Below are 23,936 nucleotides of genomic sequence, written 5' to 3'. Positions count from 1 at the left end.
CATGCCGATGCTGATGCGCGCGCCGAGCGAATGCGGCTCGTGGTTCTGGGACCTCGATGATGTGACGGCACCGGGCCTGGAGGCGGCCCTCGAAACCGCCGCTCGCATGTCCGCCGTGCTGAGGACGCACGAGTTGCTGGAACCGGCTGCTGTGGAATGGAACTGGTTCGAGGTGGGCACGGGCGGGCTGGGCATCCACAGCCGGCTCGACCTGGCGGGCCGGGGTCTCGACGACGCCTCCGTCGCCGGACAGGTGAAGGCGTGCCGGCCGGCCGGGTACCCGGCGGCGGAGATGTCCTCGTTCCTGGTCGTGGGCTCGGGCGTCTGGATCGACGCGGACGGCAACCCGCACCGCGAGCCGCGCCTGGTGGAGCTCACGGTGTCGCCCGACCCCGTCAGCTCCTGGGCCGAGCTGTCGGTCCACCACGACGTCTGGGCGCGGTGCGACTTCCGCGGAAGGCCCCACCCGTCCGTGCACGACCGCAACGCCCCCCGGCTCGCGGCGGCCCTGCGTGACCTGGACACCCTGCTGGGGGTGCCGGGCGAGCCGGGCGAGCCGACCTACTTCGGCAAGGCCGAGGGCCACGGGCTCAAGGCCCCGGAGATGATCGACGGCCTCGGCCCCGATCTGACCGACCTGCTGTGACCACGGGGCGTCCGGGGACCGCGGGAAGACCACCTGGGACGAGAACGGCACCCGGCTGACGTCCTGGGTGGCCGGTTCCCACCCGAGCCCGCCGCCCGAGCGCCGCTATGACGGCCACTCCACCGTCCCGTCGCGCGCCACCAGCGGCTCGGGGCGGTCGGAGTCGTAGAAGCGGATCCACCCGAGGTGGACGCCGTCGCCGGGGCGCGCGTGCCGGTCGGTCGCGCGGGCCGCCAGCCAGGTCAGCAGGGCGCCGACCTCGTCGAACTGGTCAGGGTGGATCTCCTGGCGGGACGCGAGCGCCCAGCCGTCGGCCGGGCGGCGGACCAGGGCGGAGGTGAGGGCGCCGCCCACCTTGTGCGCGGCGCCGTGGTCGGCGAGGAGCGGGGCCGGGTCGTCCTCGTCCTCGTACCCGAACGAGGGCACGATGACCGGCGTCTCCGGCCGCGCGCCCAGGCCCAGGTGCCAGAGGAGTTCGGCCACCTCCGCGTCCGGGAGCTCGTCCCGCAGGTCCAGCGCGAGCGTCAGTTCGTGGATGTCCGCCATGCACGGCACCGTACCGGCGGCGGCCCGCCGGTACGGACAGCGGCCGTCAGCAGTACTTCGACGATCCGGTCGATCCCCACGCGCAGGAGTCGACGAGCGTGCCCGACGCCTTGCGGAGGTAGGCGGTGTCGCCGTCGTTGTTCCAGACGTACGCCGCCCGCCCCCAGTAGCGGTGGCCCGCGGTGTTGCTGCCCCGGCCGGTGTGGACCGTCACGTACCGCTTGGGCCCGATCGTGCCGCTGAAGGTGTACGTCCAGCCGGCCCGGTCCTTCAGCTTCCAGTTGCTGAGGGAGATCGTGGCGGTGCTGGAGTTGTAGAGCTGCACCCACTCGGCGTTCAGCGACGTGTTGGAACGGTTGTCCGTGCCGGGCGAGTTGTAGGACACGCGGTAGATGCTGACGCCACCGGCTGCCTGGGCGGCCGGAGCGGCGGTCAGCAGGCTCCCGGCGACGGCGGTGGCGACGGCGGCTGCCGACGCGGCGAAGCGAACCTTCAAAAGTCCTCCCCAAGATGAACCGTGGATTCCACGGCGGGGAAAGCACACCATATGGTGATGTTGTTACCGGTCGGTTTCGCCCATTCTCCGTCGAACGGGTGCGGTCTCGTCCCGGAGGTCCGCCGCGCGTAGCGTGAAGCGCCCTTACCGGAGCCCGAGTTCAGGAGGCGCTCATGCGCGACCTCGATCCCCTCGTGATCGACCCCACCGGCCGCGACATCCACGGAGAAGCAGCCCGCTTACGCGAGCGGGGACCCGTCGCCCGCGTCGCCCTCCCCGGCGGGGTGGAGGCCTGGGCGCTCACCAGCCCCGACGTGCTGAAGCGGCTGCTCACCGACCCCCGGGTCTCCAAGGACCCGCGCCGCCACTGGCCGGCCTGGATCAACGGTGAGATCTCCCCGGAGTGGCCGCTGTTCACCTGGGTCGCGGTGCAGAACATGTTCACCGCGTACGGAGGCGAGCACAAGCGCCTGCGCACGCTGGTCGCCAAGGCGTTCACCGCCCGCCGGACCGCCGCGCTGCGCCCGCGCGTGGAGGAGATCACCGAGGGCCTGCTGGACCGGATCGCCGAGGCCGGGCGGCACGGCGGCGTCGTGGACCTGCGGGAGATGTACGCGTACCCGCTCCCCATCCAGGTCATCAGCGAGCTGTTCGGCCTCCCGGAGGACCGGCGGGAGGAACTGCGGTCCATCGTCGACAGCATCTTCCACACCGCCGCCGATCCCGACGAGGTCACCGCGACCTACCACCGGCTGTACGCCGTCATGGCCGAACTCGTCGCCGCCAAGCGGCGGGCGCCCGGGGACGACATGACCAGCGGCCTCATCGCCGCGCGGGACGACGAGGGCGGGAGCCGGCTGAGCGAGGACGAGCTGCTCGGCACCCTGGTGCTCATGATCGGCGCCGGTCACGAGACCACCGTCAACCTCATCGACAACGCCATCCACGCCCTGCTCGCCCACCCCGAACAGCTCGCCCACGTCCGGGCGGGACGCGCCTCGTGGGACGACGTCATCGAGGAGACGCTCCGCTCGGACGCGCCGGTCGCGAGCCTCCCGCTGCGGTACGCGGTCGAGGACATCGTGCTCGACGACGGCCTGGTCATCCGTGAGGGCGACGCGATCCTCGCCGCGTACGCCGCCGCCGGGCGCGACCCCGAGCGGTACGGGAAGGACGCCGGCCTCTTCGACGTCACCCGGCTCGACAAGGAGCACCTGGCCTTCGGCCACGGCGTCCACTACTGCCTGGGCGCCCCGCTCGGCCGCATGGAGGCCCGGATCGCGCTGCCCGCGCTGTTCGAGCGGTTCCCGGACATGGTGCCGGCGGTGCCGCCGGAGGGCCTGCTGCCGGTGGAGTCGTTCATCTCCAACGGACACCGTTCGCTGCCGGTGCGCCTAGGTGGCGGCGTGTAGAGGGCGGCGGCGAGCGGGGCGGCGCGGATGATGGCCGCGACCTGGTCCCGCCGGGCGGGCGGTGTCGGTGGCGGGTCGCCCGGGGCCGGTTCGCGCGTCACGGCCGGGTGTACAGCCGGCGGCGCCGGCGGGAGCAGGCGTGCGCGTCGGCCAGCAGCGCCTGGATGCGGTCGCCGAACTCGCCGGCCTCGCGCAGCGGGACGCGGAACGGCAGCCGTACGTCCTCGTGCGTGCGGGCGTGCTCGAGCCGCAGGGTGACCCCGAACCGGTCGAGGCCCACCGGCACCACGCGGCGCACCCCGTGGAGCCGGTGCGGTTCCACGAGCCGGGTCAGACAGGTCACGGCGTCGGGGTGGTCGTCGGTCAGGTGGAGGAGCAGCGCCGCCTCGTGGCCCGCCAGCGGGTCCGCGTCGGCGAGGACGAGCTCGTCCAGGCCGACGAGGTCCACGACGTCGTCGCCCGTGTCGACGGTGGCCCGCACGGCGTCCAGGCGCAGCTCCACGCCAGGGGTTCCCGGGTCTCCTTTCGTGCCGCCCCGGGTGAGCCAGCCGGAGAGGGTCACGCGGGCGCGCACCCGGTGCCGTACGGCGGTGGGCGCCACGTCGGTGAACTGGAGCATGGCCGCGAGGTCGCCCCGGGGGGCGCACGCCACGGCCGCGGCGAGGTGGCAGTCGGCGGGCAGGCACAGCGTCAGCCGGCCCCGGTCGTCCAGGGCGTGCGCGCCGACCAGGTCGCAGCGGTACCCGTGCGTCGTCACCGTCAGGGACCGCGCGGCGGCGAGCACGGTGCGGACCCGTTCCGCGCTGGACGGCTCGGGTGAACGGGCATCGGTGCGACTGCTCATCACTCACTCCTTAGGTTAGGCTTGCCTAACCTAGCGGAGGAGTGTGGTCCTCCGCCACCGGACCGGCCCCCCGATGGCGCGATCAGCCCCTTCCGGGTGCGGACATGGCCGGGCGCGGACGCCCGCGGCTCATTGCCCGCCGGCCGCGGGCCCGGAAGGCTCTCCGTCTGTGACCAGTGCAGACGTTGGAGAGTCCATGCCGTCCACCCCGCTCATCCGTTCCTTCTCACAGCTCGAATCGCTGGACCCGGATCGCCCCGTCGTCACCCTGTTCAGCGGTGGCCTGGACAGCTCGTACCTGCTGCTCCGGCTGCGCCGCATGGGCATCCGCGAGGTGCACGCCGTCAGCGTCGACATCGGCGAGGACGAGTCGAGCGGGTACAAGCGCCAGGTGGCCGCGGCCCTCGGGGCGACCGTCCACATCCTCGACCGGCGCGAGGAGTTCGCCGCCCGGTACGTCGCCCCGGCCATCGCCGCCCAGGCCGTCTACCTCGGCATCCACCCGGTCAGCTCCACCCTCAGCCGGCCGCTGATCGCCCACAGCGCGGTCGCCCTCGCCCGCACCCTGGGCGCCCAGGCCGTCCTGCACACCGCCAACCGCTCGCAGAACACCCTGCGCCGCCTCAACGGTGCCCTCGGGCTCCTCCGCTACGAGGGCGCCTTCGGCAGCCCGTACGACCTCGACCCGGTCAGCCGCGACGACAAGCTCGCCGAACTGCGGGAGGCCGGACTGGACCTGCTGGCCGGGCGGATCGTGAGCGGCGACTCCAACCTCTGGTGCCGTGAGTTCGAGTCCGGCATCCTCGACGACCCCGAGATGCACGAGGTCCCCGAGGAGATGTACGCCTGGAGCCGGCCGACCGCCGCGCCCGGCGACACCGACACCGTGACGGTGACCGTGGAACACGGGCTGCCCGTCGCCGTCGACGGCGTACCGCTGCCGCTGACCACCCTCATCGACCAGCTCAACCACCGTGTGGGCGCCTTCGGGCTCGGCCGCTACTCCGGCCTGGAGCACCTCGACCACGGCGAGAAGGTCCTGGAGATCCGGGAGATGCCGGCCGCCTGGCTGCTGCTGCACACCTACCGCCACGTCGAGAGCGCCTGCCTGGACGCCGAACTCGTCCGGGAGAAGCGGCACCTGGAACAGCTGTGGGTGCGCGAGGCGCTGGAGGGCCGCTGGTTCGGCGAACTCCGGCTCGCCCTCCAGACGTTCATGGACACCTGCGCCACCCGCACCACCGGCTCGGTGACCTGGCGGCTGCGCACCGGCGGCGCCGACACCCGCGCCATCAGCGCGCCCGCCCCGCTCTACCTGCGGGACCGCGAGGCGTGGGAGGACCGTGCGATCGCCGCGGAGTCGGCGCCGTTCGCCCGTACCGGACCGCTGCTCACCACGGTCTGACGGCCGCCACCCCCAGCCCCTCACCTCCACCGTCACCCCTTCCCCTACGGAGCCACCACCATGACCACCGCCACCGCCCCCCTCGCCGCCCCTGCCTTCGCCGTCCCCGCCCACCCCGTCGCCCTCGACGCCGTCCGGGCGCTCGCCGGCCCGGGCGGCCACCTGATGCCCTCGGCCGCCCTCTCCGCCCTGGCCGGGGTGGACGCCGACGACTGGACCCGGTTCGCCGCGCACTGGGACGAGCTCACCCTCGACACGTACATGGCCGACGGCGGCACCTACCGCTACCGCCGCTACGGCCAGTTCGAGCTCGACGCGGTGACCGGTGAGCTGACCCGGCTGCCCCACGCGCCCTACCGCCAGGAGTCGGACGTCAACCCGCTCAACGGCGGCATCGAGCGCGTCTTCGACCCGCTGACCGAGTCGTTCGCCGGTGACCCGCTGCTGCGTTCCGTGCTCACCGAACTGGGCCGGGTCTTCTCGGCGGTGGAGGAGGGGGCCACCACCACCTGGAACGTGAAGCTGCACCCGTACCGCATCAACGCCTCCGCCGACCAGCAGGGGCAGCCCGCGCCCGAGGGCCGCCACCGCGACGGCGTCACCTTCATCACCTCGCTGATGATCGGGCGCACCAACGTCACCGGCGGCGAGAGCGGTGTCTACACGGACGCGGGCGAGCACCTGCTCACCACTACGCTGTCCGAGCCCGGCGACCTCCTGCTGGGCGACGACCGCCGCACCCTGCACTCGGTGACCCCGGTGCAGCCGGCGGACCCGGCTCTCGCCGCCCACCGTGACGTCCTGGTGATCGCCTACACGGCCCGCTGATCCGCCGCGTCCCCTCCGCCCCCGCCCGCGCCCCCGTCCGCGCCGCCTTCCGTGCCGCCTTCGTCCGAGGAGTCCCCATGACCGCCACCGCGGCCCGCCGTGCCTGGCTGACCGATCTGCCCGTACTGCTGGTCGCGGTGGTCTGGGGTTCCAGCTACCTGGCCGCGAAGGGCGTCACCACGAGCCAGACCGTACTGGCCGTCCTGGTACTGCGGTTCGCCGTCGTCCTGCCCGTCCTGGTCGTGACCGGGCGGCGCAGGCTGCGCGCGCTGAGCGGCGCCCAGATACGCGGCGCGGGCGGGCTCGGGCTGATCCTGGCCGCGATCTTCGTGCTGGAGACGTACGGGGTCGTGCACACCTCGGCGACCAACGCCGGGCTCATCATCAGCCTCACCATGATCTTCACGCCGATCGCGGAGAGCCGGATGCGCGGTACGCGCCTGTCGCGCTCGTTCGTCGCGGCGGCCGGCCTCTCGGTGCTCGGCGTGGTGCTGCTGACGCAGGGCGCGGGCTTCAGCGAGCCGTCGGTCGGTGACCTGCTGATGCTGGGCGCGGCCGTCGCCCGCACCGTGCACGTCCTGGCGATGTCGCGGATGCGGTCGGTGCAGGGCGCGGACGCCATGTCGCTGACGACCGTGCAACTGGGCGGCTCGGTCATGGTGTTCGCCCTGCTGTGCACCGTGCCCGGGACGGGCTCCACGCCGTGGGCGGCCGCGGCCGGCTTCGGCGCCGCCGACTGGGCGTGGCTGCTCTACCTGTCGGTGTTCTGCACGCTGTTCGCCTTCTTCGTCCAGATGTGGGCCGTACGCCGCACCTCGCCGTCCCGCGTCAGCCTGCTGCTCGGCACGGAACCGGTGTGGGCCGCCGTGGTCGGCATCGCCCTGGCGGGCGACCGGCCGGGCTGGCTGGGGCTGGTGGGCGTGCTGCTGATCCTGGCGGGCACGGCCTGGGGCCGCACGGCGGCCGACGCGACGGACACCGAAGGCACGACGGACACCGCCGACGCCCCGGCGCTCCGGCCGTCAGTCGTCCAGCCAGCCGAGCCGGACGGCACACACCCCGGCCTGGAATCGGCTGGCCGCCCCTAGCCGCTCGGTCAGCTCGGAGACGAGGCGACGGACCGTACGCTCGGACACCCCGAGCTTGCGGGCCATCGCCTCGTCCGTCAGCCCGCCCGCCAGCATCCGCAGCAGCTCACGGTGCCGGCCCGTCGGCTGCCAGTCGCTGTCCGCACCGGCCGCCGTCCCGCCGCCGCCCGAACCGCCCGCCGCCGGGCCGGTGTCCAGGACGGCCGACCCCGCCCAGCAGTGCTCGAAGATGCCGCGGAGCACCCCGACCAGGGTCTCGCTGCGCAGGACGACCGCGGCGAGGCCACCGCCCTCGGCGCCCTCCACGGGAGGCGCGGGCACGATCGCCAGCGAGTGGTCCACGACGATGAGCCGCAGCGGAAGCGTGTGCGCGGTGCGCACCTGCGCCCCGGCCGCGTTCAGCCGGCGGAGGTAGGCCGTCATGTGCGGGACGGCGGCCGCCGAGGCGAGGTGCACGGTACGGATGCGTACGCCGCGGCCGAGCGCGAGCCGGTCGCGTTCGAGGCCCGCCTCCACCATCCCGGCGGGCAGGGCGCGCCCGGGGTGCAGCGACAGCACCTCGCCCTCGGCGCGTTGCGAGGCGTCCTCCAGCGCGGCCGACACGTTGGCGGCGCCGGTGACCACCTCCATCTGCACGGAGGACAGTTCCCTGGCGTGCACGGGCTGGAAGTCGGCGACGACCTGGGCGAGGGCCGACCGGGTCTGCTGCACGGCGGCCAGCAGCGCGCCGGTGTGCTGCTCCTCCTCCAGGAGCAGGTTGCGCAGCGCCGTGTCGGGGGCCAGCGCGGTCCAGCCGCTGCGCGTGTCCGACGACGGCACGAACAGGCCCAGCCTGCTGAGCAGGTGGAGGGCGTCGGCGAACTCGGTACCGGTCCAGCCGCGGTCCCCGGTGAGCACCTCCGGCCGCCAGCCCGCGTCGTCCAGTGCTGTCCGGTACAGGTCCTGAGCCCTGGCCCGTGCGTCCACGCAGAACTCCCCCACCGCCGTCGGGAGCCGCCCCCCTGCGCCTCCCACGACGGTGATCTTAGGAAGGCGCCGTTCCGCCGACCAGGGCTGTCCCGGCATACGGACGTCCGTACCGGTCGCCGGTCCCACGCGTCCGCCCCCGGCCATGACCGGTCCCGGAACTCCGGGAGCCGTAGCCGGGGGCGGGCCGTGGCCAACATGCTGAACCCACACCGACCGACGCTCGCCAGGGGGTACACCATGTCCGCTTCCGCCACCGCTTCCGCCGCTTCCACCGCCGCCACCGGGGCCGTCCGCAGACACCGGCCGCTGTACGTCCGCCTGGTGGGCGGCGTGCTCGCGGCGGCGTTCGCCCTCGGGACCGCGGCCGCGACCGGCGCGGCGACTGGCTCGACGGCCGGTTCCGGTACCGGTGCCGACACCGCTTCTCCGGCGACGCGTTCCTTCATCTGGGGCTGAGGTGAGGGGGCAACCCGTCGTCGCCGTCGTCGCGCCGCTGACCGGCCCGCGAGCCGCCTGGGGGGCGGTGCTGCTCGACCAGGTGGAACGGGCCAGGGCGGAAGGCCCGGGCGTCACCGAGTGGCACGTCCACGACGAGACACCCGGCACACCGGCCGCGGTCGCCGCCGGTGGCTACGCCGCGGTGGTCGGCCACAGCGACCGCGGCGCCGCGCGGGAGGCCGCACCCGCCTACCGCGAGGCCGGGGTGCCCTGCCTGCTGCCGTTCGTCCGGGCCGGTGACGGGGCCGGTGTGGGGGCCGGTGACGGGACCTTGAGCTGGGCCCCCGACGAGGTGTCGTTCGCCCGTACGGTCGCGGAGGGTGCGGCCGCGCTGGGCGCCGGGGCGCTGGCGGTCGTGCACGACGCGGACGAAGCGTGGGCCGGCCTGGCGCACCGCGTCCACGCGGAGGCCACCGCCGCGGGCCTGGACACCGGCCCCGGTACCGGCCCGGCCGGCGCGCTGGTGGTGCTCGCCGCCCAGGACCGCGTCGCGCGCTTCCTGCCCGCCCCGGGCGCCGCAGGGCCGGTGCTGGTCCCGGTGGACTGCGGCGTGCCCGCCTTCGCCTCGCTCACCGCTGCCGCCCGGGGCCGTGCGGTGTGGGCGGTCCACCCGCAGACCTGCGCGGTACGGCGGGCGCGTACCGCCGTCACCGCCCTCACCGAGGCCCTCCGCGACGGCCCCGCCCTGCGCGGCGCGGCCCTCTCCGCCGCCGTGCGCGCCCGCTCGGGCTCCTTGCTGACCGCGTCGTGCTCCGGGGTGCTCGGCGACGGGTGGCGCGTCTCCCGCGTCCCGGCGGTGTGCCCCGCCCGGGCCGTCCCCTCGCGGGGCGCCCCGACCCGGTGCTGACACGCCACGTACACCGATCCACCCCCCGTCGGACCCGCCGGTGCACGACACTCGTGACCAGGCGTTCGTACGCCGACGATGTGCACACCGACCTTGGAGGTTGTCATGGCAGGATTCCTCGACCGGGCCAAGGAGCAGGCGCAGAACGCGCTCTCCCAGGGCAAGCAGAAGGTCGACGAGGTCCAGCAGCAGCGGGCCGGGAACGACCTGCTCAAGCAGCTTGGCGCGGCCTACTACGCGGAGCGGCGCGGTACGGGCTCGGCGCAGGCGACCCAGGACGCGCTGACCGCCCTGGAAGCCCACATCAGCACCCACGGGGACGCCTTCCTGCGGGGTGCGCACCCCGGCGCGTGACGCTGCCGCCGACCGTCCACGCACCCGGCCGGCAGGGTCCGGCGGCGACGTGGACGGTCCGGCGCCAGGGCCCGCCGCCAGGGCCCGCCGGCCGCCCCGTCCACCGGATCAGCGGCGCAGGGCGGTCTCCCGGTCCATGTGCGACATCTTCTCGGGGTTGCGCACCGCGTACAGGCCGGTGATGAGTCCTTCGTCGAGGCGTACGGCGATGATGGTGTCGATCACCCCGTCGAACCGGAGCACCAGCGCCGGGTGGCCGTTGACCTCGGCGGGCCGCAGGTCCCGCTGCCCGGCGACCTTGCCCAGGCCGCCGATCAGGAGCCGGGCGACCTTGTCGGCGCCGGTGACGGGCCGCGGGATGGTCTTCCTGACTCCGCCGCCGTCGCCCACGAGGACGACGTCGGGCGCGAGGACGTCGAACAACCCCTGGAGGTCGCCCGTCGCGGTCGCCCGCCAGAAGGCGTCGAGGACGTCCCTCGTCCGTTCCGGGGTCACGGCCCCGCGCGGCCGGCGCGCCGCGACGTGCGCCCGTGCCCGGTGCGCGATCTGGCGGACCGCGGCGGGGGTCTTGTCGACGGCCGCGGCGATCTCGTCGTACCCGAGGTCGAACACCTCGCGCAGCACGAACACCGCACGCTCGGTGGGCGCGAGGGTCTCCAGCACCAGCATCATCGCCATCGAGACGCTGTCGGCCAGCTCGACGTCGTCGGCCACGTCCGGGGACGTCAGCAGCGGCTCGGGCAACCAGGAGCCCACGTACGACTCCTTGCGGCGGCCGAGGGTCCGCAGCCGGCTCAGCGCCTGGCGCGTGGTGATGCGCACCAGGTACGCCCGCGGGTCCCGCACCGTTCCCAGGTCGACCCCCGCCCACCGCAGCCAGGTCTCCTGGAGGACGTCCTCCGCGTCCGCTGCGGAGCCGAGCATCTCGTAGGCCACGGTGAACAGCAGGTTGCGATGGGCGAGGAACGCCTCGGTCGCGTCGTCCGTGTGCCCGCTCTCCACCGGCTGCTCCTGTCTGTCCGTTCCCGACGGTCCCATGCGCACGAGACGCCGCCCGCCCGCACGCTGTGACACCCCGGCGGCGTGACGCTCGTCACGCCGCCGTCCCGTCACAGGCGGCGGACCGCCGGCATCTCTTGTGCGTCACCGCAAGCCACGCGCAACCCCACGAGTGAGGACGGACCATGGACACCCGTTTCAACCTGTTCGACAACGAGCTCGCCACCAAGTTCGCCAAGCGGTTCGCCAACACCGGTCTGGTGATCCAGCAGTCGTCACTGCCGGCGTCCGTCCAGGAACTGGTGTCGCTGCGCGCCAGCCAGATCAACGGCTGCGGCTGGTGCATCGACATGCACACCAAGGAGGCCGCGGCGGCCGGCGAGTCCGCGGTACGGCTCCACCTGGTCGCCGCCTGGCGCGAGTCCTCCGTGTTCACCGACGCGGAGCGGGCCGCGCTCGCCTTCGCCGAGGAGGGCACCCGCCTCGCCGACGCCCACCAGGGCGTCTCGGACGAGACCTGGGCCGAGGTCCGCAAGCACTACGACGACGACCAGACCGCCGCCCTGATCTGCATGGTCGCCCTCATCAACGCGGCCAACCGCCTCGCCGTCATCCCCCGCCTCCAGGGCGGCTCCTACGAGCCTGGCACCTTCCTCGCCTCCCTCGACACCTGACCCGTCCGCCCCGTCCGGACGGGCTTCACGCCCGGCCCGGGCGGGGCCGTTGCGTACCGCGACGCGTCCGACGGCCCGCGACATCCGTCCGGCTGATGCCCGACGGGGCCTCCCACCCGTGGACCGTCAGGTCCGCGGACCGGGCCGCTCGCCGCGGGCCCGGGCGGGACGGCCACCCGCGCCGACGAACCATCCGCCGGCATCACGAGGACAGCGCGGCCCGCTCGGACTCGGCCAGCAGGACGCAGAACTCGTTGCCCTCCGGGTCGGCGAGGACGACCCAGCCCCAGCCGTCGAGCTTGCGGCGGTCGGCGACCAGGGAGGCGCCCAGCCCCAGCAGCCGCTCCACCTCCGCCTCCCGGGAGGTGTCCGGGCGCAGGCACAGATGGAGCCTGTTCTTCACCGTCTTGGGCTCGGGCACCTCGTTGAAGTGCAGCACCGGGCCGCCCGGCAGCATGACCTCGGTCTCCTCGTCACCCGGTACGTCCTCGGGGTGCAGCGGGTGCCCGGTCACCTCGCTCCAGAACCGGGCCAGTCGGTACGCGTTCGCACAGTCGATCGCCACGTTCGTCACCGTTGAGGTCATGCGCGCGATCCTGTCCGAGCGGCGCCCCGCCCGCCATCGGATTACGGCGCCCGCCTGCCGTCGCACCCGCGGTCACCGAGCGGCGGCCAGCACTGCCGCGAGCCCCTCTCGCAGGTCCTCGACGAAGTACTCGGGCACCTCCAGCGACGGGAAGTGGCCCCCCGCGTTCGGGCGACCTCCATCGGACGATCCGCCGGTACCGCTCGACGACGTCACCCTGTACTGGCTGACGCGGACCGGCGAGTCGGCGGCCCGCATCTACTACGAGAGCCACAGCCCCACCGGGGAGTCGACGAGCGAGTAGCCGATGGTCTGCGGCCGGGTCGCCTGCTGCTTCGCGTACGCCGCGCGGTGGCGCCAGAAATGACGGGTCTCCTCCGTCCACCGGCGCTCGACCGCCGTCAGCCCGTCCGTCGTCAACCCGGGCGGCCCCTCCGCGAACGTCGTGTGGATGCCGAGCACGTGCGCCGGGAACCTGCCGCCGAGTGGCCCAGGTCTGTGACCTGGGCCTTCGTTCACGAGCGGGTGACGGGAATCGAACCCGCGCTCTGAGCTTGGGAATCAGCGATGCTTGAGTCTCGGAAGGGCTCTGACCTGTGCTCTCTTGCGAGGAAGCTGGGGGCGCCATGGTCTCTGGACGCTATACCTGACCGCTGTTGTCCGCTCTGCTGGGCACGGATGGGGCTCGGGAGGGCGATACAGCGGACCCTGCCGGGGGGTGTGCTCGGGGTGGGCCGGCGTGTCAGAGAGGGATGATGCGGACTTGGTTGCCGCAGAGCTTCGTCATGTCGTCGCTGTCGGACGTCAGCAGAGCGACGGGTTTTGGCTGGCGCAGAGCGACCTCGGCGACCGTGGCGTCGAGGGCGTACTTGTGCCCGTGCAGCCCGGCATCCTTGAGGAGTTCGGCTGCCGCTTTGGCTGCTTGTTCGGTGACCGGCTCCACCTTGACGCGGGACAGGGCCCAGTTCAGGCGAGGGACGTTGGTGCGGGAGTGGCTGACTTCCACGATGGTGTTCGCTTGATCACGAGGTCGGCTCCCATGTCGTGGAAAACCTGCAGCATGGCGAGGAGCTTGCGGTCCTGTGCGATCCAGGCGGACAGCCCTTCCGAGTCCAGGACGACGGTCTCGATACGCTCGCTCACGCGGCGTCCGCGTCCTTGGAGGAGCCGGTGGAGCCGAAGATCTTCGCGCGGGCCTCGGCAAGCTCCTCGTCGCTGAACGATCCGTGCTCCTCCTCGTGTCGACGCAGGTCGTCACCCAGAAGCTGGTGCCGGATCTGACGGGCCACGGCCTCCGCCACGTAGCCGGAGACGTTGTCCGTGAGCTTGCGGAGCTCGGCCACCTGGTCGCTGGGCAGCGTGACGGTGATGCGCGTCGTCGAAGCCATACAAGCAGCATACTGGAGTATGCGGGTTGCAGCCGGAGGGTGCCCCAGCAGCTCGCGAGGGGCAGTGCCGGGCGCGTGGCGCGCGTCGCCCAGCGCGGCCGGACAACAACAAAGCCCCGGGCCACTGGCCTGGGGCTTTACCTTGGAGCGGGTGACGGGAATCGAATCCGCGCTCTGAGCTTGGGAATCACCCGGCATTTGAGCCCAATATGGCGTCTGACCTGCGGAAACATGCACTGATGGTTCGGCGCGGGTCGGCTCGGCGAGTCCCTTGTTGACCGCTGTCTACCGCCGCTACTGGCACGTTGTGGCACGGTGGGCCCGCGGAGTGTCAGACCGAGAAGTCTGCGTGTGCACGGGATGGTGTCCCGGACTGATCGACCAGCCGGTACACGCCCCGGACCTGGATGCGCACTGCTGAGCCGCACCTCATGCGCTCGGCAACCGCTCCGGCGGACCGGTCCTGTTACCTTCCCCCGCCGGCATTCGTCATAGGTGCGACGGCCCCATCCGAACGGTCGCCACACCTACGAGCGAATCGAGAACAGAATGCTGACCAACATCATGTACGTGACGGTCTACGTCACCGATCAGGACCGCGCGCTGGAGTTCTACACCGGGGGACTCGGCCTGGAGAAGAGGCTCGACTTCCCGGGTCCGACGGACGTTTCCTCACCGTCGGCGTTCCCAACAGCCCCGTGCACATACTCCTGTGGTCGCACGCGGCGGCCGCTGGACAGCCGGGCGGCGCGGGCGTACCTGGTCCGCTGATCCTCGAATCCGAGGACCTGCGGAAGGACTTCGAAGTGATGCGTCGGCGCGGAGTCGCCTTCGAGGAGTCCGAACCCGTGGACTATCCGTTCGGGGTTCGCATCGAGGCTGTGAACCCGGACGGCAACCGGATCTCGCTCCGTCAGCAGGGAAAGCCGTGACCGCCACCCCGCCCGGCCCCGTGACCGAGGCGTTCGAAGCCCAGCGCGATCGGCTGCGCACCGTCGCGTACCGCATCCTGGGCTCGCACGCCGACGCCGAGGATGTAGTCCAGGAAGCCTGGATGCGCCTCGCCCGCCAGGACCGGGCGACCATCGACAACCTGGCAGGTTGGTTGACCACCGTGGTCGGCCGGATCAGCTTCGACCTGCTGAGATCTCGCACAGCCCGCCCCGAGGCTGCCTACGGACAGCAGCGCGCCGACCTCGTGGAGACGCCCACCGACGACCCCGCGCCCGACGAACAGGCGGTGCTGGCCGATTCGGTCGGCCTCGCCCTGCTCGTCGTACTCGACTCGCTCACCCCGAGCGAACGCCTGGCGTTCGTCTTGCACGACATGTTCGCGGTGCCGTTCGGGGACATTGGCCAGGTCCTGGGGAAATCCGCCGACGCCGCCAAGATGATCGCCAGCCGCGCCCGCCGCAAGGTCCGGACCGCGGACCGGTCGGAGGGCCTCGGCCGTGATCACCGGCAGGTCGTCGAGGCATTTCGCGCGGCTGCCCTGGGCGGCGACTTCGATGCGCTCCTGCGCGTCCTCGACCCGAACGTGAAGCTGACCGTCGACACCCCCGCCGGTGTGGTCGTCACCCTCGGAGCCACCAAGGTCGCCGCCCGCGCCCGCATGTTCTCCGGCGAGGCCGCTCACCACCGACCCGTCCTGATCAACGGTGTCCCCGGGCGCATGGCCTGGCGCCCCGACGGAACCCCGCTCGCCGCCATCGCCTTCACCGTCGCCCGAGGCCGGATCACAGACATCCACATCGTCATCGACCCGGCCAAACTCGTCTCGCTCCAGCGGCGCGACCCGGCCTGAGCCGGTGTCGTCAGGGGCCCGTCCGCGTACGAGCCGACCGGACCGATCGGCCACGAAGGGAATGACGAAGGCCCAGGTCGCTGACCTGGGCCTTCGTTCAAGAGCGGATGACGGGAATCGAACCCGCGCCATAAGCTTGGGAATCACCCGGTACTTGGGGCCTCATCTAGCCACTGACCTGTGGGAATGTTTGCTGAGGAGCGGTTTCCATCCTCTCCGGGCGGCCTCCTGATGTCCGCTGTTTTACCGCCCCTACTGGCACGTTGTGGCACGGCCGCCGATGAGGTCGCTGCCGAGCCCCCGGCTGAGCCCGAGGCGTGACGTGAATGGCCTAAGGGGTGGCGTTGCACACGAGTACCACCCCTTCAGGGTGTTCGAGGTCTGCTTCCGGAGTCAGGACAGCGTCGTGGATCTTCGTGGGGGCGGTATGGCCCGCAGCAACTCCCAAAGGGGGGTGGAGCCAGCGGCCCACTGCGCGAGGAGGTTGCGGTCGACCAGGTGGAGATGCTGGGACCTGGCGAAGCCGAGGGCGGGGCGGGAGAAACGGCCGTTGGTGAGCATCACAAGGACGTCGCCGCCGTGGATTTGACGGCCGGTGCCGTTGAGCTTCTGGAGGTCGGGGGTGCCGACGGCCGAGCCGGCCCAGCCGGCTTTGCGGTGCTTGCACTGGATCACCCAGCGTCTCCCGAACGGGTCGGTGGCCTTGACGTCGGCTCCGTTGTCGCCGCTTCCGCCGACCTGTCGGGCGTCCTGGCAGCCGTCGCGTCGCATGAGATCGCGGACGGCGTACTCGAACTGGGTGTGGTGCAGTCCGTCGAGGTGCTCGACCAGGTACCGAAGGCCCTGGACACGGACCCGTTCCCGGCGAGCTGCCTCCCGACGCAGGAGCACGAATGCGGTTCCTGCTCCGGCCACTACCAGGATCGGCAGGGCGAGGATCCAGGGGTGCTCGGCCACCCAGGACAGTGTGGCTGCCAGGAGCCCCTGAATCACTACGCCGATCAGCCCCAGCATCAACAGGAATTGCCCGTTGGATCCACGCTTCTTGCTGGGCCGTCGCCGTGACGGGCGGCGGCTCATCGACCGCTCCCCGAGGTGGGGAAGACGATGGGATACGAGACGGTCGGTGTGGGATGGACCACCGGCCTGTCCCATCCCGGCCACTTGATTGGATAGACCACCGTCGACTGCGGCCGGGGTAAGCGGTTCTGTCCCGGCTGAGGACCCGCGCCGGTGGTCGTGTTGCCGCTGCCGAAGAGGAGCACCCCCGCCACGATCATCCCCGCGATCGCCGTCTGCCGCCGGGCGCCCGCGGGGAGGCGGATGTGTTTCCCGACCACGGTTCCGTCGGCCTTCACGTACTCCTCGATCACGGGCACAGCTGGGTCCCCCCATCAGTCGAGTCACGCCTCCCTGCATGACCGGCTCATGAAAGCACTCACCTCTGACAACGTGTCACATGCAGATCACCGGCCGTGATTGTTTTGCGCCACGGGGTCGCCTAGGCGCCGAGGCGGTCCGGGCGATGCGCCTCGTGCCTTCCGAGCAGGACATTCGCGCGAGATGGGGCACGCGGAGGGCACGGCAGCCCTCGACAGGTCTAGACAACGACGACCCCAAGCTTCCGCTGTGGCCCACCTGGCCTGGGAGGACAGGAAGGGCCTCGCGATCCGCTCGGCCGCTGCTGGCTCGTGGCCGCGGATCTCGATGGATATCGCGCTCTCGCTCATGCTGCGGGGAGGGCACGGGCCGGCGCGGGTTCCGTGTGGACCACCGGCTCACCCAGCCGGATCTGACTGGGTCATGTGCTCCATCACGATCTTGGCGAAGTCCTCGCACCGCACGGCCCTGATCTCAACGTGCCAGTGCTTCGACGGCAGCCCGCGTCCTCCGGTCATGAGCATCCTGATGCGGCGCGAGTAGAGGATGAAGCCCAGGTCGGCGCTCTCGGTAAGGATCATCTCCATACGCTTCCGGGCGTCCCTTTGGCCGCGCATGGTGTCGACGGACTCGGCGATGTCCATCCAGTCCGCCAGTTCGTCCAGAAGGCCCATGAGCTGGTCCATCTGCTCATCAGTCCGGTCCCGCTCCGAATACTCGAAGCGGTGCGACCAGGCGGCGCAGACGAGATCCCACAGTTCCTGGTCCGACCCGATCATGAAGAACTTGGTCTCGCTGGGGTCCGGGCTTTCGGGGTCGGGGCGGACGCGTACGGCCTCAAATTCGAGCGTCTCGGCAACCCATGCTTCGTGCGCTGCTTTCTGCTGGTGCAGCCGGTCCACCGTCCATCCGTTCACGTGGTCGTCCACAACCTTGTGGTGCACCCGGCACAGCAGCAGGAGGTTGGAGTGGTGATCACGGTCGCCGGCGAACGGCACGCCACCGCGGGGGCCGCCCACGGAATGGGCGACGATGTGGGCCATGTCGCCGACTACTGCGTGGTCATCGGCAGGTACTTCGCCGGGCAGAACGAGCGGCGTTCGGCAGATGGCGCACCGCCCCCCACTTAAGCCCCACAACACTTTGATGGACTTCTCGGTGATCGCCATGCAGCGATCGTAGTGGCGGGTATGGGGCCGGGCATGGGCGTCTGTGCGTGCTGCGGTGGACGCGAAACACTATTGTCTCGCCGGTCTGTTGGCGCCACTAGGTGGCTCGAGTTCGCCGCCAACCGTTAGCGTCCCTCCATGCCCCGTCGAAGCAATCTCGGCGTGGCACGGAGGACTCAGATCCTCACAAGGCAGACGGATCTGGCTGCCGATGATCGTTCGTCGATGTCCCGTCGGCTGGAGGCTTCTCAGACAGCGTGGAGGGCGAAGGCGCTCCCGTACTCCGACCTGAATTCGCGGAGCTGGAGTCCGACGACGGTAGCGAGCTCCTTGTCGGAGTACCCGTGATCCGCACGGTGGGTTTCCAGGATGCTGGAGAGGGTGCTGGGTTCCTCGCGGTCTGGCTCGGCGGGTTCGTTCCTGCGGTAGCCGTGCTGCGATAGCTGGACCTGGAGGCTCTTGTAGCGGCTCTCGTCGATCCGATCAAGGCGCTTCGCGGTCTGGATCACTGCGGCCATGGATGCCTTCCAGTACTGCTTCAGCTGGATCGAGCGCTGGAGAGTAAGCCCCGACAGATGTGGGCCGATGAGGCGCCCAGGCATGAGCAGCTCGGCTGCGAACACGTCTGCCTCGCGTTCGCCGTTGTCGCTGGGTAGCTGGTGCATGACCAGGTGGCCCAGCTCGTGGAGAACGGTGAAGCGTTCCCTTGCCGGTGGCATCCCGTGGTTGAGGATGATCACGGGTAGCCCGTTGGGAGGCCGGACGCTTAGACCGGAGATCTTGGGGGACTCCAGGTCGCGCCGCACGACGACGACGCCGGCTCTCTCGACGGTTCGGATTACGTCGTGCACCGGCCCGTCCGGCAGGAGCCAACTTGCGCGGATCTTGGCTGCAGCTTCCTCTGGCGTGTGTTCATCGGCGTCGAGGACAGGGAGTCGGTAGATCGGCTCGATGTCCACGCTGGCTTCGAGTCGGCGGAGCTGCATGAGCAGCAGGTTGACCTCGGCTTCGATCCGCTGAAGTGCGGTCTTACCGAGGCCGGACTGCTTGCGGTGGTAGAAGCCGGACGGCCCCAGTCCGACCGGCTCGTCCGGCCAGTCGAGTACTTCTCTGGGGTAGCCGAGGGCTTCCGCCACCGCTTGCACACGTTCGGGAGTCAGCGTTCCCACGCCGTTCTCCGCCTTGGACAGGGCTGCCTGCGAGATGCCTGCGAGTCCAGCCAGCTTGGACTGGGACAAGCCACGAGACTCCCGCGCGAGTTGCAGAAGGCGCGGGTTCATGGGGTGGCTACCTCTCTTCAGTACCGGTCTGATCTGGGATTTCACGCCGCTTGGGCCGGACGATCGTATCCCGCGGCGGGATCGATGGCATGGGGGCGACGGGCGCAGCAACACCAGTCTCGCCGAGGTCGAGATCCAACTCCAGAACCCAGAGCCGGTCATCGTCGAGACTGCACGCAATGGCCATACGCTCCAGGCCCAGCCCCGCCTTGTTGGGAAGATAGCCGGCGACCAGGTGGGTCAGGGCCTCCATACCGGGGAGTACCTGGTTGGCGTACTCGCGCCGCTGCTGAGTAGGCACACCACTGGTTCGCAGCTTGCGGTCCTTGAACTTCTTGAACCGCAGGACGATCTTCTCTTCGAACGTCAGGAGGAGGAAGCCGCGGCTGTCCCCGACCTTGACGCCTTCGCAGCCATCAAACGCGTTGACTGCCTCGTAGCGGATGAAGTCGTATACGAGGTTGGCCCGCGAACGGGTGCTGATCACGATTCCGAGTTCGCTGTCCTGCTTCAGCAGGCCAAGCCAACGCCGCCATCCGAGTTCGATGCAGCCGCCGATCTTCTGGAGATGCGGCGACAGGACCAACTCGGCCTCTACTGCACTGAGAGGTTCGGTCACAGGGAGATCCTGACGGACTTAACTATCCCCTGTCAATTATTCACGGAACTATTCGCCCGTGGGGTGGGCTGCTCATGGTCAGGGCGGTAGCTGCTGGCCTATTGGGCGGCATCGGCGATGAGTAGCGCAAGGTCGCTGGCGGACGGGCGCGCCTCGGGAGGCGCGGCCATGGCGATCCGCAGGACGGAGAGCACGGCAGGCCACTGCGGGGCGAGTGTCGGTGGCAGCTGTCCACTGGCGATCAGCTGACGGGCCCCGGGGCCTGTGATGGAGCCCTCGGTCTTGCACGCGGCGGTGTAGTCGAACGGCCACGTGCCGGTGGCGGAACGCCAGAGGGTCGCGGTGAGTGTGTAGGTCTCTGCGGCCGGAGTGACCTTGACCGGGCGGTGGCCGGCTTTGATCTCGGCGGCGAGTTCGGGGGCCAGGAGGTGAGGGAGGCCGCCTCGGAAGATCCGGGAGGGGGTGAGGGCGCGGGATGTGGCCCAGGTCCAGTCGATGAGCTGGATGCCGGTCCTCGTGTGGATCGCGTGGTCGGGTTGAAGGTCGCCGTGGACCCAGCCCTGTCGGTGGAGGTCGGCGACGGCGAGGCAGAGGTCGACGGCGGCGTCGCGTGCTTCCTGGGTGCCTTGGTGGGTGGTGCGGACCGTGTGGAAGACGTCCCAGGTGGAGGGGCCGTGGTGCCACGGGGTGATGAGCCAGGTGGTGGCTTCGGTACGCCCGGAGGCGATGAGCGGGCTGTGGCCTGGCAGGCGTTCGGCGACCGTGATCTCGCGTGAGGTGATCGGGGCGCCGTCGCCCTGGCCGGCCTTGAGGGCGACCGAGGCGGAGGGGCCTACGCCCTTCCAGACGACGGAGCCTCGGCGGCTGCTGATGAGGTCCCAGCGCACCGGTCGTCCGCAGTGGGATTCGGCGGAGGCCACGGCCTCATCTGGAATCCGGATTTCTTCTGACATCGCCTGTCTCTTCCGCCTTGGTGCTCTAGGGTGACGTGCGTTCCCGGTGCTCTGTGGTGTCGCCGGGTTCTGTTCGTTCCTGGACCGGTGGTGATCTTGGGTTACGTGCGGCTGCTGCGGAGCCGGTCCGTACTCACGCTGTGGGTGGGGCAGGCCCTGTCGGTCTTCGGGGACCGGCTGTACGCGATGGCGGTCATGTGGATCGCCTTCGAGGAGTCCGGGGCGTTCGCGATGGGGCTCGTGGCGATCGCCGAGTCCCTTCCGTACATCGTGCTCGGCACGGTCGGGCGACGGATCGTGGGCCGGTTCGGCTCCCTCAAGGCGCTGGCGGCGGTCGATGTCGTACGGGCCGGGCTGGTGGCCGCTCTGCCGCTGGCGTGGACGCACCTCGGGCTGGCGGGGGCGCTCGCGCTGGTGCTGGTGGCCGGGTTCGCGGGGGCCGTCTTCGATCCGAACCTCGGTGCCCTGACGCCCGAGCTGGTCGAGAAGCGGGACGTCCAGGCGGTCAGCGGGCTGATGGATCTGTCGGGCCGGATCGCGCGGATCGCCGGGCCGGGGGCGGCCGGACTGCTGCTCGCGGTCATGCCGATGACCACGCTGTTCTGGTTGGACGGGGCGACCTTCCTCGTCTCCGCCGCCGCCCTCGCCCTCCTGGGCCGCCGTGGCCCGGCGGTGCGGCGGGACCGCGCGTCGGCCCCCACGCGGATCCCCGCGCAGGCCCGGATGCTGTTGCGGGGCCGGCCGGACACGGCCGTGGCGATCGCGATCCACGGGGTCGGCATCGCCGCCCACACCGTCGCCCTCGCGCTGCCCGCCTTCATCACCCTCCAGCTCGGCGGGGGAGCCGGTACGTACGGGGCCGCGCTCGCCGCCACCGGCGCCGGAGCCCTCGCGGCGAACGGTCTCGCCGGGAACCTCCGCCTGCCGCCGAACCTGCCGGCGTTCTACTGCCTGGCCTGGGCGGTCTCCGGCGCGGCCCTCGTGGCGATCGCGCTCGCGGGGTCGGTCCCGGCGCTGCTGGCGCTGTCCGTGCTGCTCGGGGCGGTCAATCCGTTCGTCCAAGTCGCTCTCGTCACTCACCTGTCGGGCTTTCCTCCGGCCCACCGGCTGCGCCTGATGTCCGTGGACCTCACCGTCATCCGCACTGCGGGGACGGCCTCGATGTTGTTCGTACCCGCGCTCGCCGCGCACCGTCCGAGCCTGGCCTTCGCCGTGGCCGGCCTTGGCCTGGTCGGCGTAGGGCTCTTCGGTGCGGTCCTTGCCGTCCGCTGGGCTCCGGCCGGTCCCGTACCCGGTCAGGAGCCCGTCGGAACGGGGGCGAGCGGGCGGGCCCGGGGCCGCTAGCTCGCCCCCGGCCCGCCCCTGCTCACTGGCCGGTCGTCAGGCGATCAGCCGCCAGTGGAAGACCTCGATGTTCTCCAGCGGGATGCCGAGGTCCTTGTAGATGCGCTGGTGCATCACGCCGAACCAGGCGTCACGCCTGTCGGCGAAGAAGTCCTCCTCGTACCAGGCGACGCCGAGGATGACGGTGCCGCCGCCGTTGGCGTTGCCCTGCTCGGCCTCGAAGTACGTGGCCTGCCAGTCCCAGAGCATCAGCTCCTCCGGGCGCTCGCGCAGCCGCCTGTCGGACTCCTCCAGCGCCTCGATGCAGCGGCGGGCGGTCGCCTCGTCCGGGCAGTAGTAGGTGCACTCGCTGCGGACGACCGGCTTCTTCTCGCCGCGGCGGGCGGCGTCGGTGTCCTCGCCGTTCAGAACGCGGACCCGCGCGGGCGCGTCCTGGGCAAGGAACTCCTTGAGGATGGTCACGGTGGTGCTCTCCTCTCGTGGATGGGTTGAACTACCAGCCGGTCCCGGAGACCGGGTACAGGCTGGGGTCTGAGCCGTCGCGCACGGAGTATCCGGCGGGCGCGACGAAGCGGATGTTGAGGCCGATGCGGACGCCGGCCCCGGTGTTGGAGGCTGAGCTGTGGACGAGGCGGACGTCCATCAGGCAGCCGTCCCCGCCCTGTGACGGCAGGGCTTGGGCCTGCGCGGTGTCGATGCCGCCGACGCTCAGTGCCCGGCCCCGGGCGGCTCCGGCGTCCGGCTCGGTGCCGTACTGCCGATAGCCGTATTGCTGGGAGCCGGGGATCACGCGGAGGCAGCCGCTTGCCTCGTCGGCGTTGGTCAGGGCCAGCCAGGCGGCGACCGAGCGGCGAGGGTCGAGGATGATCCGGTCGTTGATGCCGTCCTGGTGCCAGGGCACTTCGAAGGGGTGGCCGGGCCACTTGATCACCAGGAACGTGTTCTCCACGGCGATGTCCGGCCCGATCGCCCTCCGTACGGCGTTGAGGAGGACCGGGGAGCGTACGGCGTGCCGCGCCCACTCGGCGGTCAGGTGCGGGTTGCGGACGACTTCCGTGCGGTCGGCCCGGTACCTGGCGGTCAGGTGGGCGGCGCGGGCAGTGGCGGCGGCCGGCGTTGCCCAGCCCCGGAACCTGCGGATGCCGTGGGGGCCGAGCGGCCCGAGGCCGGTCGTCACCGCGTCCTCCCCTGCCCGTTGGCGGGGGTGAGCCTGTGGAGTTGCCGTACGTAGGAGTGGGCGAGCATCCAGTGCATCCGAGGGTCGTCGAACCTCAGCATCCGGTCGACCGGGGCAGCCAGAACCCCGGGCGCGGGGTGGAGCGTTCCGTGGACGCCGACGAGCTCGGCCTCGGCTGCGTAGAAGACCCTGTGCCCGACGCCCGCGCGCGGTGGCGTTGCGTGCTGGAGGCACACGGGCGGCTCGGTGGTCCTGACGCCCTCGGGCCAGCCGTCCCACCGCGGGTCGTCCGGTGCACCCGTGGGCAGTGGCAGCAGCCAGAGGACGCCGTCGGCGGTCCGCTCGGGCAGTTCCGAGCAGAGCCCGCAGAGCAGCTGTTCCATGGCCGTCCGCCGGTACGACGTCTCCGAGTCGGTCCTGCTCAGAAGTACGTTCTCGATCGAGCGGTCCCCGTCGCGCTCGTCGGCGTAGGCGAGGCCACGAGTGGTGTGTTCCAAAAGTCTGCCCAAGTCCAGGACGGCGGGCGGTTCGAGGGATGTGGTCATGGGTTCACCGTTCGCGTATCGGGAGTACGGGGCTGGTCGCCCTCCGCCGAGTGGTGCGGGAGCAGTACGGGGAGGCTCCGGGTCT

General features: G+C 71.3%; 29 protein-coding genes and 2 pseudogenes. 13 read left to right on the top strand and 18 right to left on the bottom strand.

Annotated features, from left to right (window positions below):
• The first annotated feature begins 1 nt into the window (after nucleotide 1).
• Complete coding sequence (locus EIZ62_RS15250; RefSeq protein WP_341873948.1) at nucleotides 2–646, top strand: hypothetical protein; 645 nt, start codon at nucleotides 2–4, stop codon at nucleotides 644–646.
• Nucleotides 647–751: 105 nt separating this feature from the next.
• Here EIZ62_RS15250 and EIZ62_RS15245 read toward each other — a convergent pair whose 3' ends face one another.
• Both EIZ62_RS15245 and EIZ62_RS15240 read right to left on the bottom strand, forming a co-directional pair.
• The gene (locus tag EIZ62_RS15245) at nucleotides 752–1,192 is read right to left on the bottom strand and encodes a hypothetical protein (protein WP_156693216.1); all 441 of its coding nucleotides are present in this window, start codon (nucleotides 1,190–1,192) and stop codon (nucleotides 752–754) included.
• 46 nt (nucleotides 1,193–1,238) lie between these two features.
• A complete protein-coding gene (locus tag EIZ62_RS15240) occupies nucleotides 1,239–1,688 on the bottom strand; it encodes a lamin tail domain-containing protein (protein ID WP_156693215.1) in 450 nt (149 codons plus the stop codon).
• 173 nt (nucleotides 1,689–1,861) lie between these two features.
• On the opposite strand from EIZ62_RS15240, the gene EIZ62_RS15235 reads away from it, so the two are divergent.
• Nucleotides 1,862–3,100, top strand: coding sequence for a cytochrome P450 family protein (locus EIZ62_RS15235; protein WP_156693214.1), 1,239 nt, complete (start codon nucleotides 1,862–1,864; stop codon nucleotides 3,098–3,100).
• A gap of 97 nt (nucleotides 3,101–3,197) precedes the next feature.
• Here EIZ62_RS15235 and EIZ62_RS15230 read toward each other — a convergent pair whose 3' ends face one another.
• Entirely contained in the window at nucleotides 3,198–3,944 is a 747-nt protein-coding gene (locus EIZ62_RS15230) for a DUF2470 domain-containing protein (protein WP_156693213.1), read from the bottom strand.
• Between the two features lie 196 nt (nucleotides 3,945–4,140).
• On the opposite strand from EIZ62_RS15230, the gene EIZ62_RS15225 reads away from it, so the two are divergent.
• The 3 genes from EIZ62_RS15225 to EIZ62_RS15215 all read left to right on the top strand — a co-directional run bounded on the left by EIZ62_RS15225 (nucleotide 4,141) and on the right by EIZ62_RS15215 (nucleotide 7,265).
• A complete protein-coding gene (locus EIZ62_RS15225; RefSeq protein WP_156693212.1) occupies nucleotides 4,141–5,349 on the top strand; it encodes an argininosuccinate synthase-related protein in 1,209 nt (402 codons plus the stop codon).
• 60 nt (nucleotides 5,350–5,409) lie between these two features.
• Complete coding sequence (locus tag EIZ62_RS15220) at nucleotides 5,410–6,177, top strand: 2OG-Fe dioxygenase family protein (RefSeq protein WP_156693211.1); 768 nt, start codon at nucleotides 5,410–5,412, stop codon at nucleotides 6,175–6,177.
• A 77-nt stretch (nucleotides 6,178–6,254) separates the two neighbouring features.
• On the top strand, nucleotides 6,255–7,265 hold the full coding sequence (locus EIZ62_RS15215) for a DMT family transporter (RefSeq protein ID WP_156693210.1): 1,011 nt from the start codon (nucleotides 6,255–6,257) through the stop codon (nucleotides 7,263–7,265).
• Here EIZ62_RS15215 and EIZ62_RS15210 read toward each other — a convergent pair.
• Nucleotides 7,200–8,279, bottom strand: a complete 1,080-nt coding sequence (locus EIZ62_RS15210; protein ID WP_244375712.1) for a helix-turn-helix domain-containing protein — start codon at nucleotides 8,277–8,279, stop codon at nucleotides 7,200–7,202. The genes EIZ62_RS15215 and EIZ62_RS15210 overlap by 66 nt on opposite strands.
• Nucleotides 8,280–8,471: 192 nt before the next feature.
• Between EIZ62_RS15210 and EIZ62_RS15205 the strand changes: the two genes are divergently transcribed.
• The 3 genes from EIZ62_RS15205 to EIZ62_RS15195 all read left to right on the top strand — a co-directional run bounded on the left by EIZ62_RS15205 (nucleotide 8,472) and on the right by EIZ62_RS15195 (nucleotide 9,933).
• The gene (locus tag EIZ62_RS15205) at nucleotides 8,472–8,690 is read left to right on the top strand and encodes a hypothetical protein (protein ID WP_156693209.1); all 219 of its coding nucleotides are present in this window, start codon (nucleotides 8,472–8,474) and stop codon (nucleotides 8,688–8,690) included.
• A gap of 1 nt (nucleotide 8,691) precedes the next feature.
• A complete protein-coding gene (locus EIZ62_RS15200) occupies nucleotides 8,692–9,579 on the top strand; it encodes a hypothetical protein (RefSeq protein ID WP_156693208.1) in 888 nt (295 codons plus the stop codon).
• A 105-nt stretch (nucleotides 9,580–9,684) separates the two neighbouring features.
• Nucleotides 9,685–9,933, top strand: coding sequence for a hypothetical protein (locus EIZ62_RS15195; RefSeq protein ID WP_156693207.1), 249 nt, complete (start codon nucleotides 9,685–9,687; stop codon nucleotides 9,931–9,933).
• A gap of 108 nt (nucleotides 9,934–10,041) precedes the next feature.
• Here EIZ62_RS15195 and EIZ62_RS15190 read toward each other — a convergent pair whose 3' ends face one another.
• Nucleotides 10,042–10,971 (bottom strand): RNA polymerase sigma-70 factor, encoded by a 930-nt coding sequence (locus EIZ62_RS15190; RefSeq protein ID WP_156693206.1) that lies wholly within the window; start codon nucleotides 10,969–10,971, stop codon nucleotides 10,042–10,044.
• Nucleotides 10,972–11,117: 146 nt separating this feature from the next.
• Here EIZ62_RS15190 and EIZ62_RS15185 point away from each other — a divergent pair, with 146 nt between their 5' ends.
• Entirely contained in the window at nucleotides 11,118–11,606 is a 489-nt protein-coding gene (locus EIZ62_RS15185; RefSeq protein WP_156693205.1) for a carboxymuconolactone decarboxylase family protein, read from the top strand.
• 202 nt (nucleotides 11,607–11,808) lie between these two features.
• Here the strand turns inward: EIZ62_RS15185 and EIZ62_RS15180 are convergent, their stop codons facing one another.
• From EIZ62_RS15180 to EIZ62_RS15160, 4 genes and pseudogenes are all read right to left on the bottom strand, one after another.
• Nucleotides 11,809–12,192 carry a VOC family protein gene (locus tag EIZ62_RS15180; RefSeq protein WP_156693204.1) on the bottom strand — a complete coding sequence of 128 codons (384 nt, stop codon included), beginning with the start codon at nucleotides 12,190–12,192 and terminating at the stop codon, nucleotides 11,809–11,811.
• Between the two features lie 72 nt (nucleotides 12,193–12,264).
• A pseudogene (locus tag EIZ62_RS32940) lies at nucleotides 12,265–12,678 on the bottom strand (epoxide hydrolase); the annotation flags it as partial.
• A gap of 256 nt (nucleotides 12,679–12,934) precedes the next feature.
• Nucleotides 12,935–13,335 (bottom strand): annotated as a pseudogene (locus EIZ62_RS15165) (PIN domain-containing protein).
• Complete coding sequence (locus EIZ62_RS15160; protein WP_156693202.1) at nucleotides 13,332–13,580, bottom strand: type II toxin-antitoxin system CcdA family antitoxin; 249 nt, start codon at nucleotides 13,578–13,580, stop codon at nucleotides 13,332–13,334. The pseudogene EIZ62_RS15165 and the gene EIZ62_RS15160 overlap by 4 nt, the downstream one beginning before the upstream one ends.
• Nucleotides 13,581–14,129: 549 nt before the next feature.
• On the opposite strand from EIZ62_RS15160, the gene EIZ62_RS32935 reads away from it, so the two are divergent.
• From EIZ62_RS32935 to EIZ62_RS15150, 3 genes are read left to right on the top strand one after another with little or no spacing between them, the layout of a single operon-like run.
• Complete coding sequence (locus EIZ62_RS32935; protein WP_425281822.1) at nucleotides 14,130–14,351, top strand: VOC family protein; 222 nt, start codon at nucleotides 14,130–14,132, stop codon at nucleotides 14,349–14,351.
• Nucleotides 14,279–14,512: a VOC family protein gene (locus EIZ62_RS32465; RefSeq protein WP_244375710.1), complete on the top strand. Its 234-nt coding sequence runs from the start codon at nucleotides 14,279–14,281 to the stop codon at nucleotides 14,510–14,512. The genes EIZ62_RS32935 and EIZ62_RS32465 overlap by 73 nt, the downstream gene beginning before the upstream one ends.
• On the top strand, nucleotides 14,509–15,384 hold the full coding sequence (locus EIZ62_RS15150) for a sigma-70 family RNA polymerase sigma factor (protein ID WP_156693201.1): 876 nt from the start codon (nucleotides 14,509–14,511) through the stop codon (nucleotides 15,382–15,384). The genes EIZ62_RS32465 and EIZ62_RS15150 overlap by 4 nt, the downstream gene beginning before the upstream one ends.
• 393 nt (nucleotides 15,385–15,777) lie before the next feature.
• Here EIZ62_RS15150 and EIZ62_RS15145 read toward each other — a convergent pair whose 3' ends face one another.
• From EIZ62_RS15145 to EIZ62_RS15125, 6 genes are all read right to left on the bottom strand, one after another.
• Nucleotides 15,778–16,464, bottom strand: coding sequence for a restriction endonuclease (locus EIZ62_RS15145; protein WP_156693200.1), 687 nt, complete (start codon nucleotides 16,462–16,464; stop codon nucleotides 15,778–15,780).
• Nucleotides 16,461–16,763 carry a hypothetical protein gene (locus EIZ62_RS15140; RefSeq protein ID WP_156693199.1) on the bottom strand — a complete coding sequence of 101 codons (303 nt, stop codon included), beginning with the start codon at nucleotides 16,761–16,763 and terminating at the stop codon, nucleotides 16,461–16,463. The genes EIZ62_RS15145 and EIZ62_RS15140 overlap by 4 nt, the downstream gene beginning before the upstream one ends.
• A gap of 399 nt (nucleotides 16,764–17,162) precedes the next feature.
• On the bottom strand, nucleotides 17,163–17,933 hold the full coding sequence (locus tag EIZ62_RS15135) for an HNH endonuclease (protein WP_156693198.1): 771 nt from the start codon (nucleotides 17,931–17,933) through the stop codon (nucleotides 17,163–17,165).
• A gap of 248 nt (nucleotides 17,934–18,181) precedes the next feature.
• Nucleotides 18,182–19,213: a helix-turn-helix domain-containing protein gene (locus tag EIZ62_RS15130; protein WP_280117744.1), complete on the bottom strand. Its 1,032-nt coding sequence runs from the start codon at nucleotides 19,211–19,213 to the stop codon at nucleotides 18,182–18,184.
• Nucleotides 19,214–19,220: 7 nt separating this feature from the next.
• Nucleotides 19,221–19,832: a hypothetical protein gene (locus EIZ62_RS31950; protein WP_167536380.1), complete on the bottom strand. Its 612-nt coding sequence runs from the start codon at nucleotides 19,830–19,832 to the stop codon at nucleotides 19,221–19,223.
• A gap of 98 nt (nucleotides 19,833–19,930) precedes the next feature.
• The gene (locus EIZ62_RS15125) at nucleotides 19,931–20,785 is read right to left on the bottom strand and encodes a protein kinase family protein (RefSeq protein WP_156693196.1); all 855 of its coding nucleotides are present in this window, start codon (nucleotides 20,783–20,785) and stop codon (nucleotides 19,931–19,933) included.
• An 87-nt stretch (nucleotides 20,786–20,872) separates the two neighbouring features.
• On the opposite strand from EIZ62_RS15125, the gene EIZ62_RS15120 reads away from it, so the two are divergent.
• Nucleotides 20,873–22,129 carry an MFS transporter gene (locus EIZ62_RS15120; RefSeq protein ID WP_167536379.1) on the top strand — a complete coding sequence of 419 codons (1,257 nt, stop codon included), beginning with the start codon at nucleotides 20,873–20,875 and terminating at the stop codon, nucleotides 22,127–22,129.
• 36 nt (nucleotides 22,130–22,165) lie between these two features.
• Here the strand turns inward: EIZ62_RS15120 and EIZ62_RS15115 are convergent, their stop codons facing one another.
• From EIZ62_RS15115 to EIZ62_RS15105, 3 genes are read right to left on the bottom strand one after another with little or no spacing between them, the layout of a single operon-like run.
• Nucleotides 22,166–22,591 (bottom strand): hypothetical protein, encoded by a 426-nt coding sequence (locus EIZ62_RS15115; RefSeq protein ID WP_156693194.1) that lies wholly within the window; start codon nucleotides 22,589–22,591, stop codon nucleotides 22,166–22,168.
• A 31-nt stretch (nucleotides 22,592–22,622) separates the two neighbouring features.
• Entirely contained in the window at nucleotides 22,623–23,306 is a 684-nt protein-coding gene (locus EIZ62_RS15110; RefSeq protein ID WP_167536378.1) for a phytanoyl-CoA dioxygenase family protein, read from the bottom strand.
• Nucleotides 23,303–23,851: a hypothetical protein gene (locus EIZ62_RS15105; protein ID WP_156693193.1), complete on the bottom strand. Its 549-nt coding sequence runs from the start codon at nucleotides 23,849–23,851 to the stop codon at nucleotides 23,303–23,305. The genes EIZ62_RS15110 and EIZ62_RS15105 overlap by 4 nt, the downstream gene beginning before the upstream one ends.
• Nucleotides 23,852–23,936 lie beyond the last annotated feature (85 nt).

This window comes from Streptomyces ficellus (genome assembly GCF_009739905.1).
GTDB classification, from domain to species: Bacteria; Actinomycetota; Actinomycetes; order Streptomycetales; family Streptomycetaceae; genus Streptomyces; species Streptomyces ficellus_A.
The sequence above is the reverse complement of the archived record's forward strand: the minus strand, read 5'-3'. Positions and strand labels throughout refer to the sequence as shown.

What these genes read in the sequence shown, in the direction of transcription:
- EIZ62_RS15250 (WP_341873948.1), top strand. Translation starts at nt 2, where the DNA reads ATGCCGATGCTGATGCGCGCGCCGAGCGAATGCGGCTCGTGGTTCTGG.
- EIZ62_RS15245 (WP_156693216.1), bottom strand. Translation starts at nt 1,192, where the DNA reads ATGGCGGACATCCACGAACTGACGCTCGCGCTGGACCTGCGGGACGAG.
- EIZ62_RS15235 (WP_156693214.1), top strand. Translation starts at nt 1,862, where the DNA reads ATGCGCGACCTCGATCCCCTCGTGATCGACCCCACCGGCCGCGACATC.
- EIZ62_RS15230 (WP_156693213.1), bottom strand. Translation starts at nt 3,944, where the DNA reads ATGAGCAGTCGCACCGATGCCCGTTCACCCGAGCCGTCCAGCGCGGAA.
- EIZ62_RS15225 (WP_156693212.1), top strand. Translation starts at nt 4,141, where the DNA reads ATGCCGTCCACCCCGCTCATCCGTTCCTTCTCACAGCTCGAATCGCTG.
- EIZ62_RS15220 (WP_156693211.1), top strand. Translation starts at nt 5,410, where the DNA reads ATGACCACCGCCACCGCCCCCCTCGCCGCCCCTGCCTTCGCCGTCCCC.
- EIZ62_RS15215 (WP_156693210.1), top strand. Translation starts at nt 6,255, where the DNA reads ATGACCGCCACCGCGGCCCGCCGTGCCTGGCTGACCGATCTGCCCGTA.
- EIZ62_RS15205 (WP_156693209.1), top strand. Translation starts at nt 8,472, where the DNA reads ATGTCCGCTTCCGCCACCGCTTCCGCCGCTTCCACCGCCGCCACCGGG.
- EIZ62_RS15195 (WP_156693207.1), top strand. Translation starts at nt 9,685, where the DNA reads ATGGCAGGATTCCTCGACCGGGCCAAGGAGCAGGCGCAGAACGCGCTC.
- EIZ62_RS15190 (WP_156693206.1), bottom strand. Translation starts at nt 10,971, where the DNA reads ATGGGACCGTCGGGAACGGACAGACAGGAGCAGCCGGTGGAGAGCGGG.
- EIZ62_RS15185 (WP_156693205.1), top strand. Translation starts at nt 11,118, where the DNA reads ATGGACACCCGTTTCAACCTGTTCGACAACGAGCTCGCCACCAAGTTC.
- EIZ62_RS15180 (WP_156693204.1), bottom strand. Translation starts at nt 12,192, where the DNA reads ATGACCTCAACGGTGACGAACGTGGCGATCGACTGTGCGAACGCGTAC.
- EIZ62_RS15160 (WP_156693202.1), bottom strand. Translation starts at nt 13,580, where the DNA reads ATGGCTTCGACGACGCGCATCACCGTCACGCTGCCCAGCGACCAGGTG.
- EIZ62_RS32935 (WP_425281822.1), top strand. Translation starts at nt 14,130, where the DNA reads ATGCTGACCAACATCATGTACGTGACGGTCTACGTCACCGATCAGGAC.
- EIZ62_RS15145 (WP_156693200.1), bottom strand. Translation starts at nt 16,464, where the DNA reads ATGAGCCGCCGCCCGTCACGGCGACGGCCCAGCAAGAAGCGTGGATCC.
- EIZ62_RS15135 (WP_156693198.1), bottom strand. Translation starts at nt 17,933, where the DNA reads ATGGCGATCACCGAGAAGTCCATCAAAGTGTTGTGGGGCTTAAGTGGG.
- EIZ62_RS15130 (WP_280117744.1), bottom strand. Translation starts at nt 19,213, where the DNA reads ATGAACCCGCGCCTTCTGCAACTCGCGCGGGAGTCTCGTGGCTTGTCC.
- EIZ62_RS15125 (WP_156693196.1), bottom strand. Translation starts at nt 20,785, where the DNA reads ATGTCAGAAGAAATCCGGATTCCAGATGAGGCCGTGGCCTCCGCCGAA.
- EIZ62_RS15105 (WP_156693193.1), bottom strand. Translation starts at nt 23,851, where the DNA reads ATGACCACATCCCTCGAACCGCCCGCCGTCCTGGACTTGGGCAGACTT.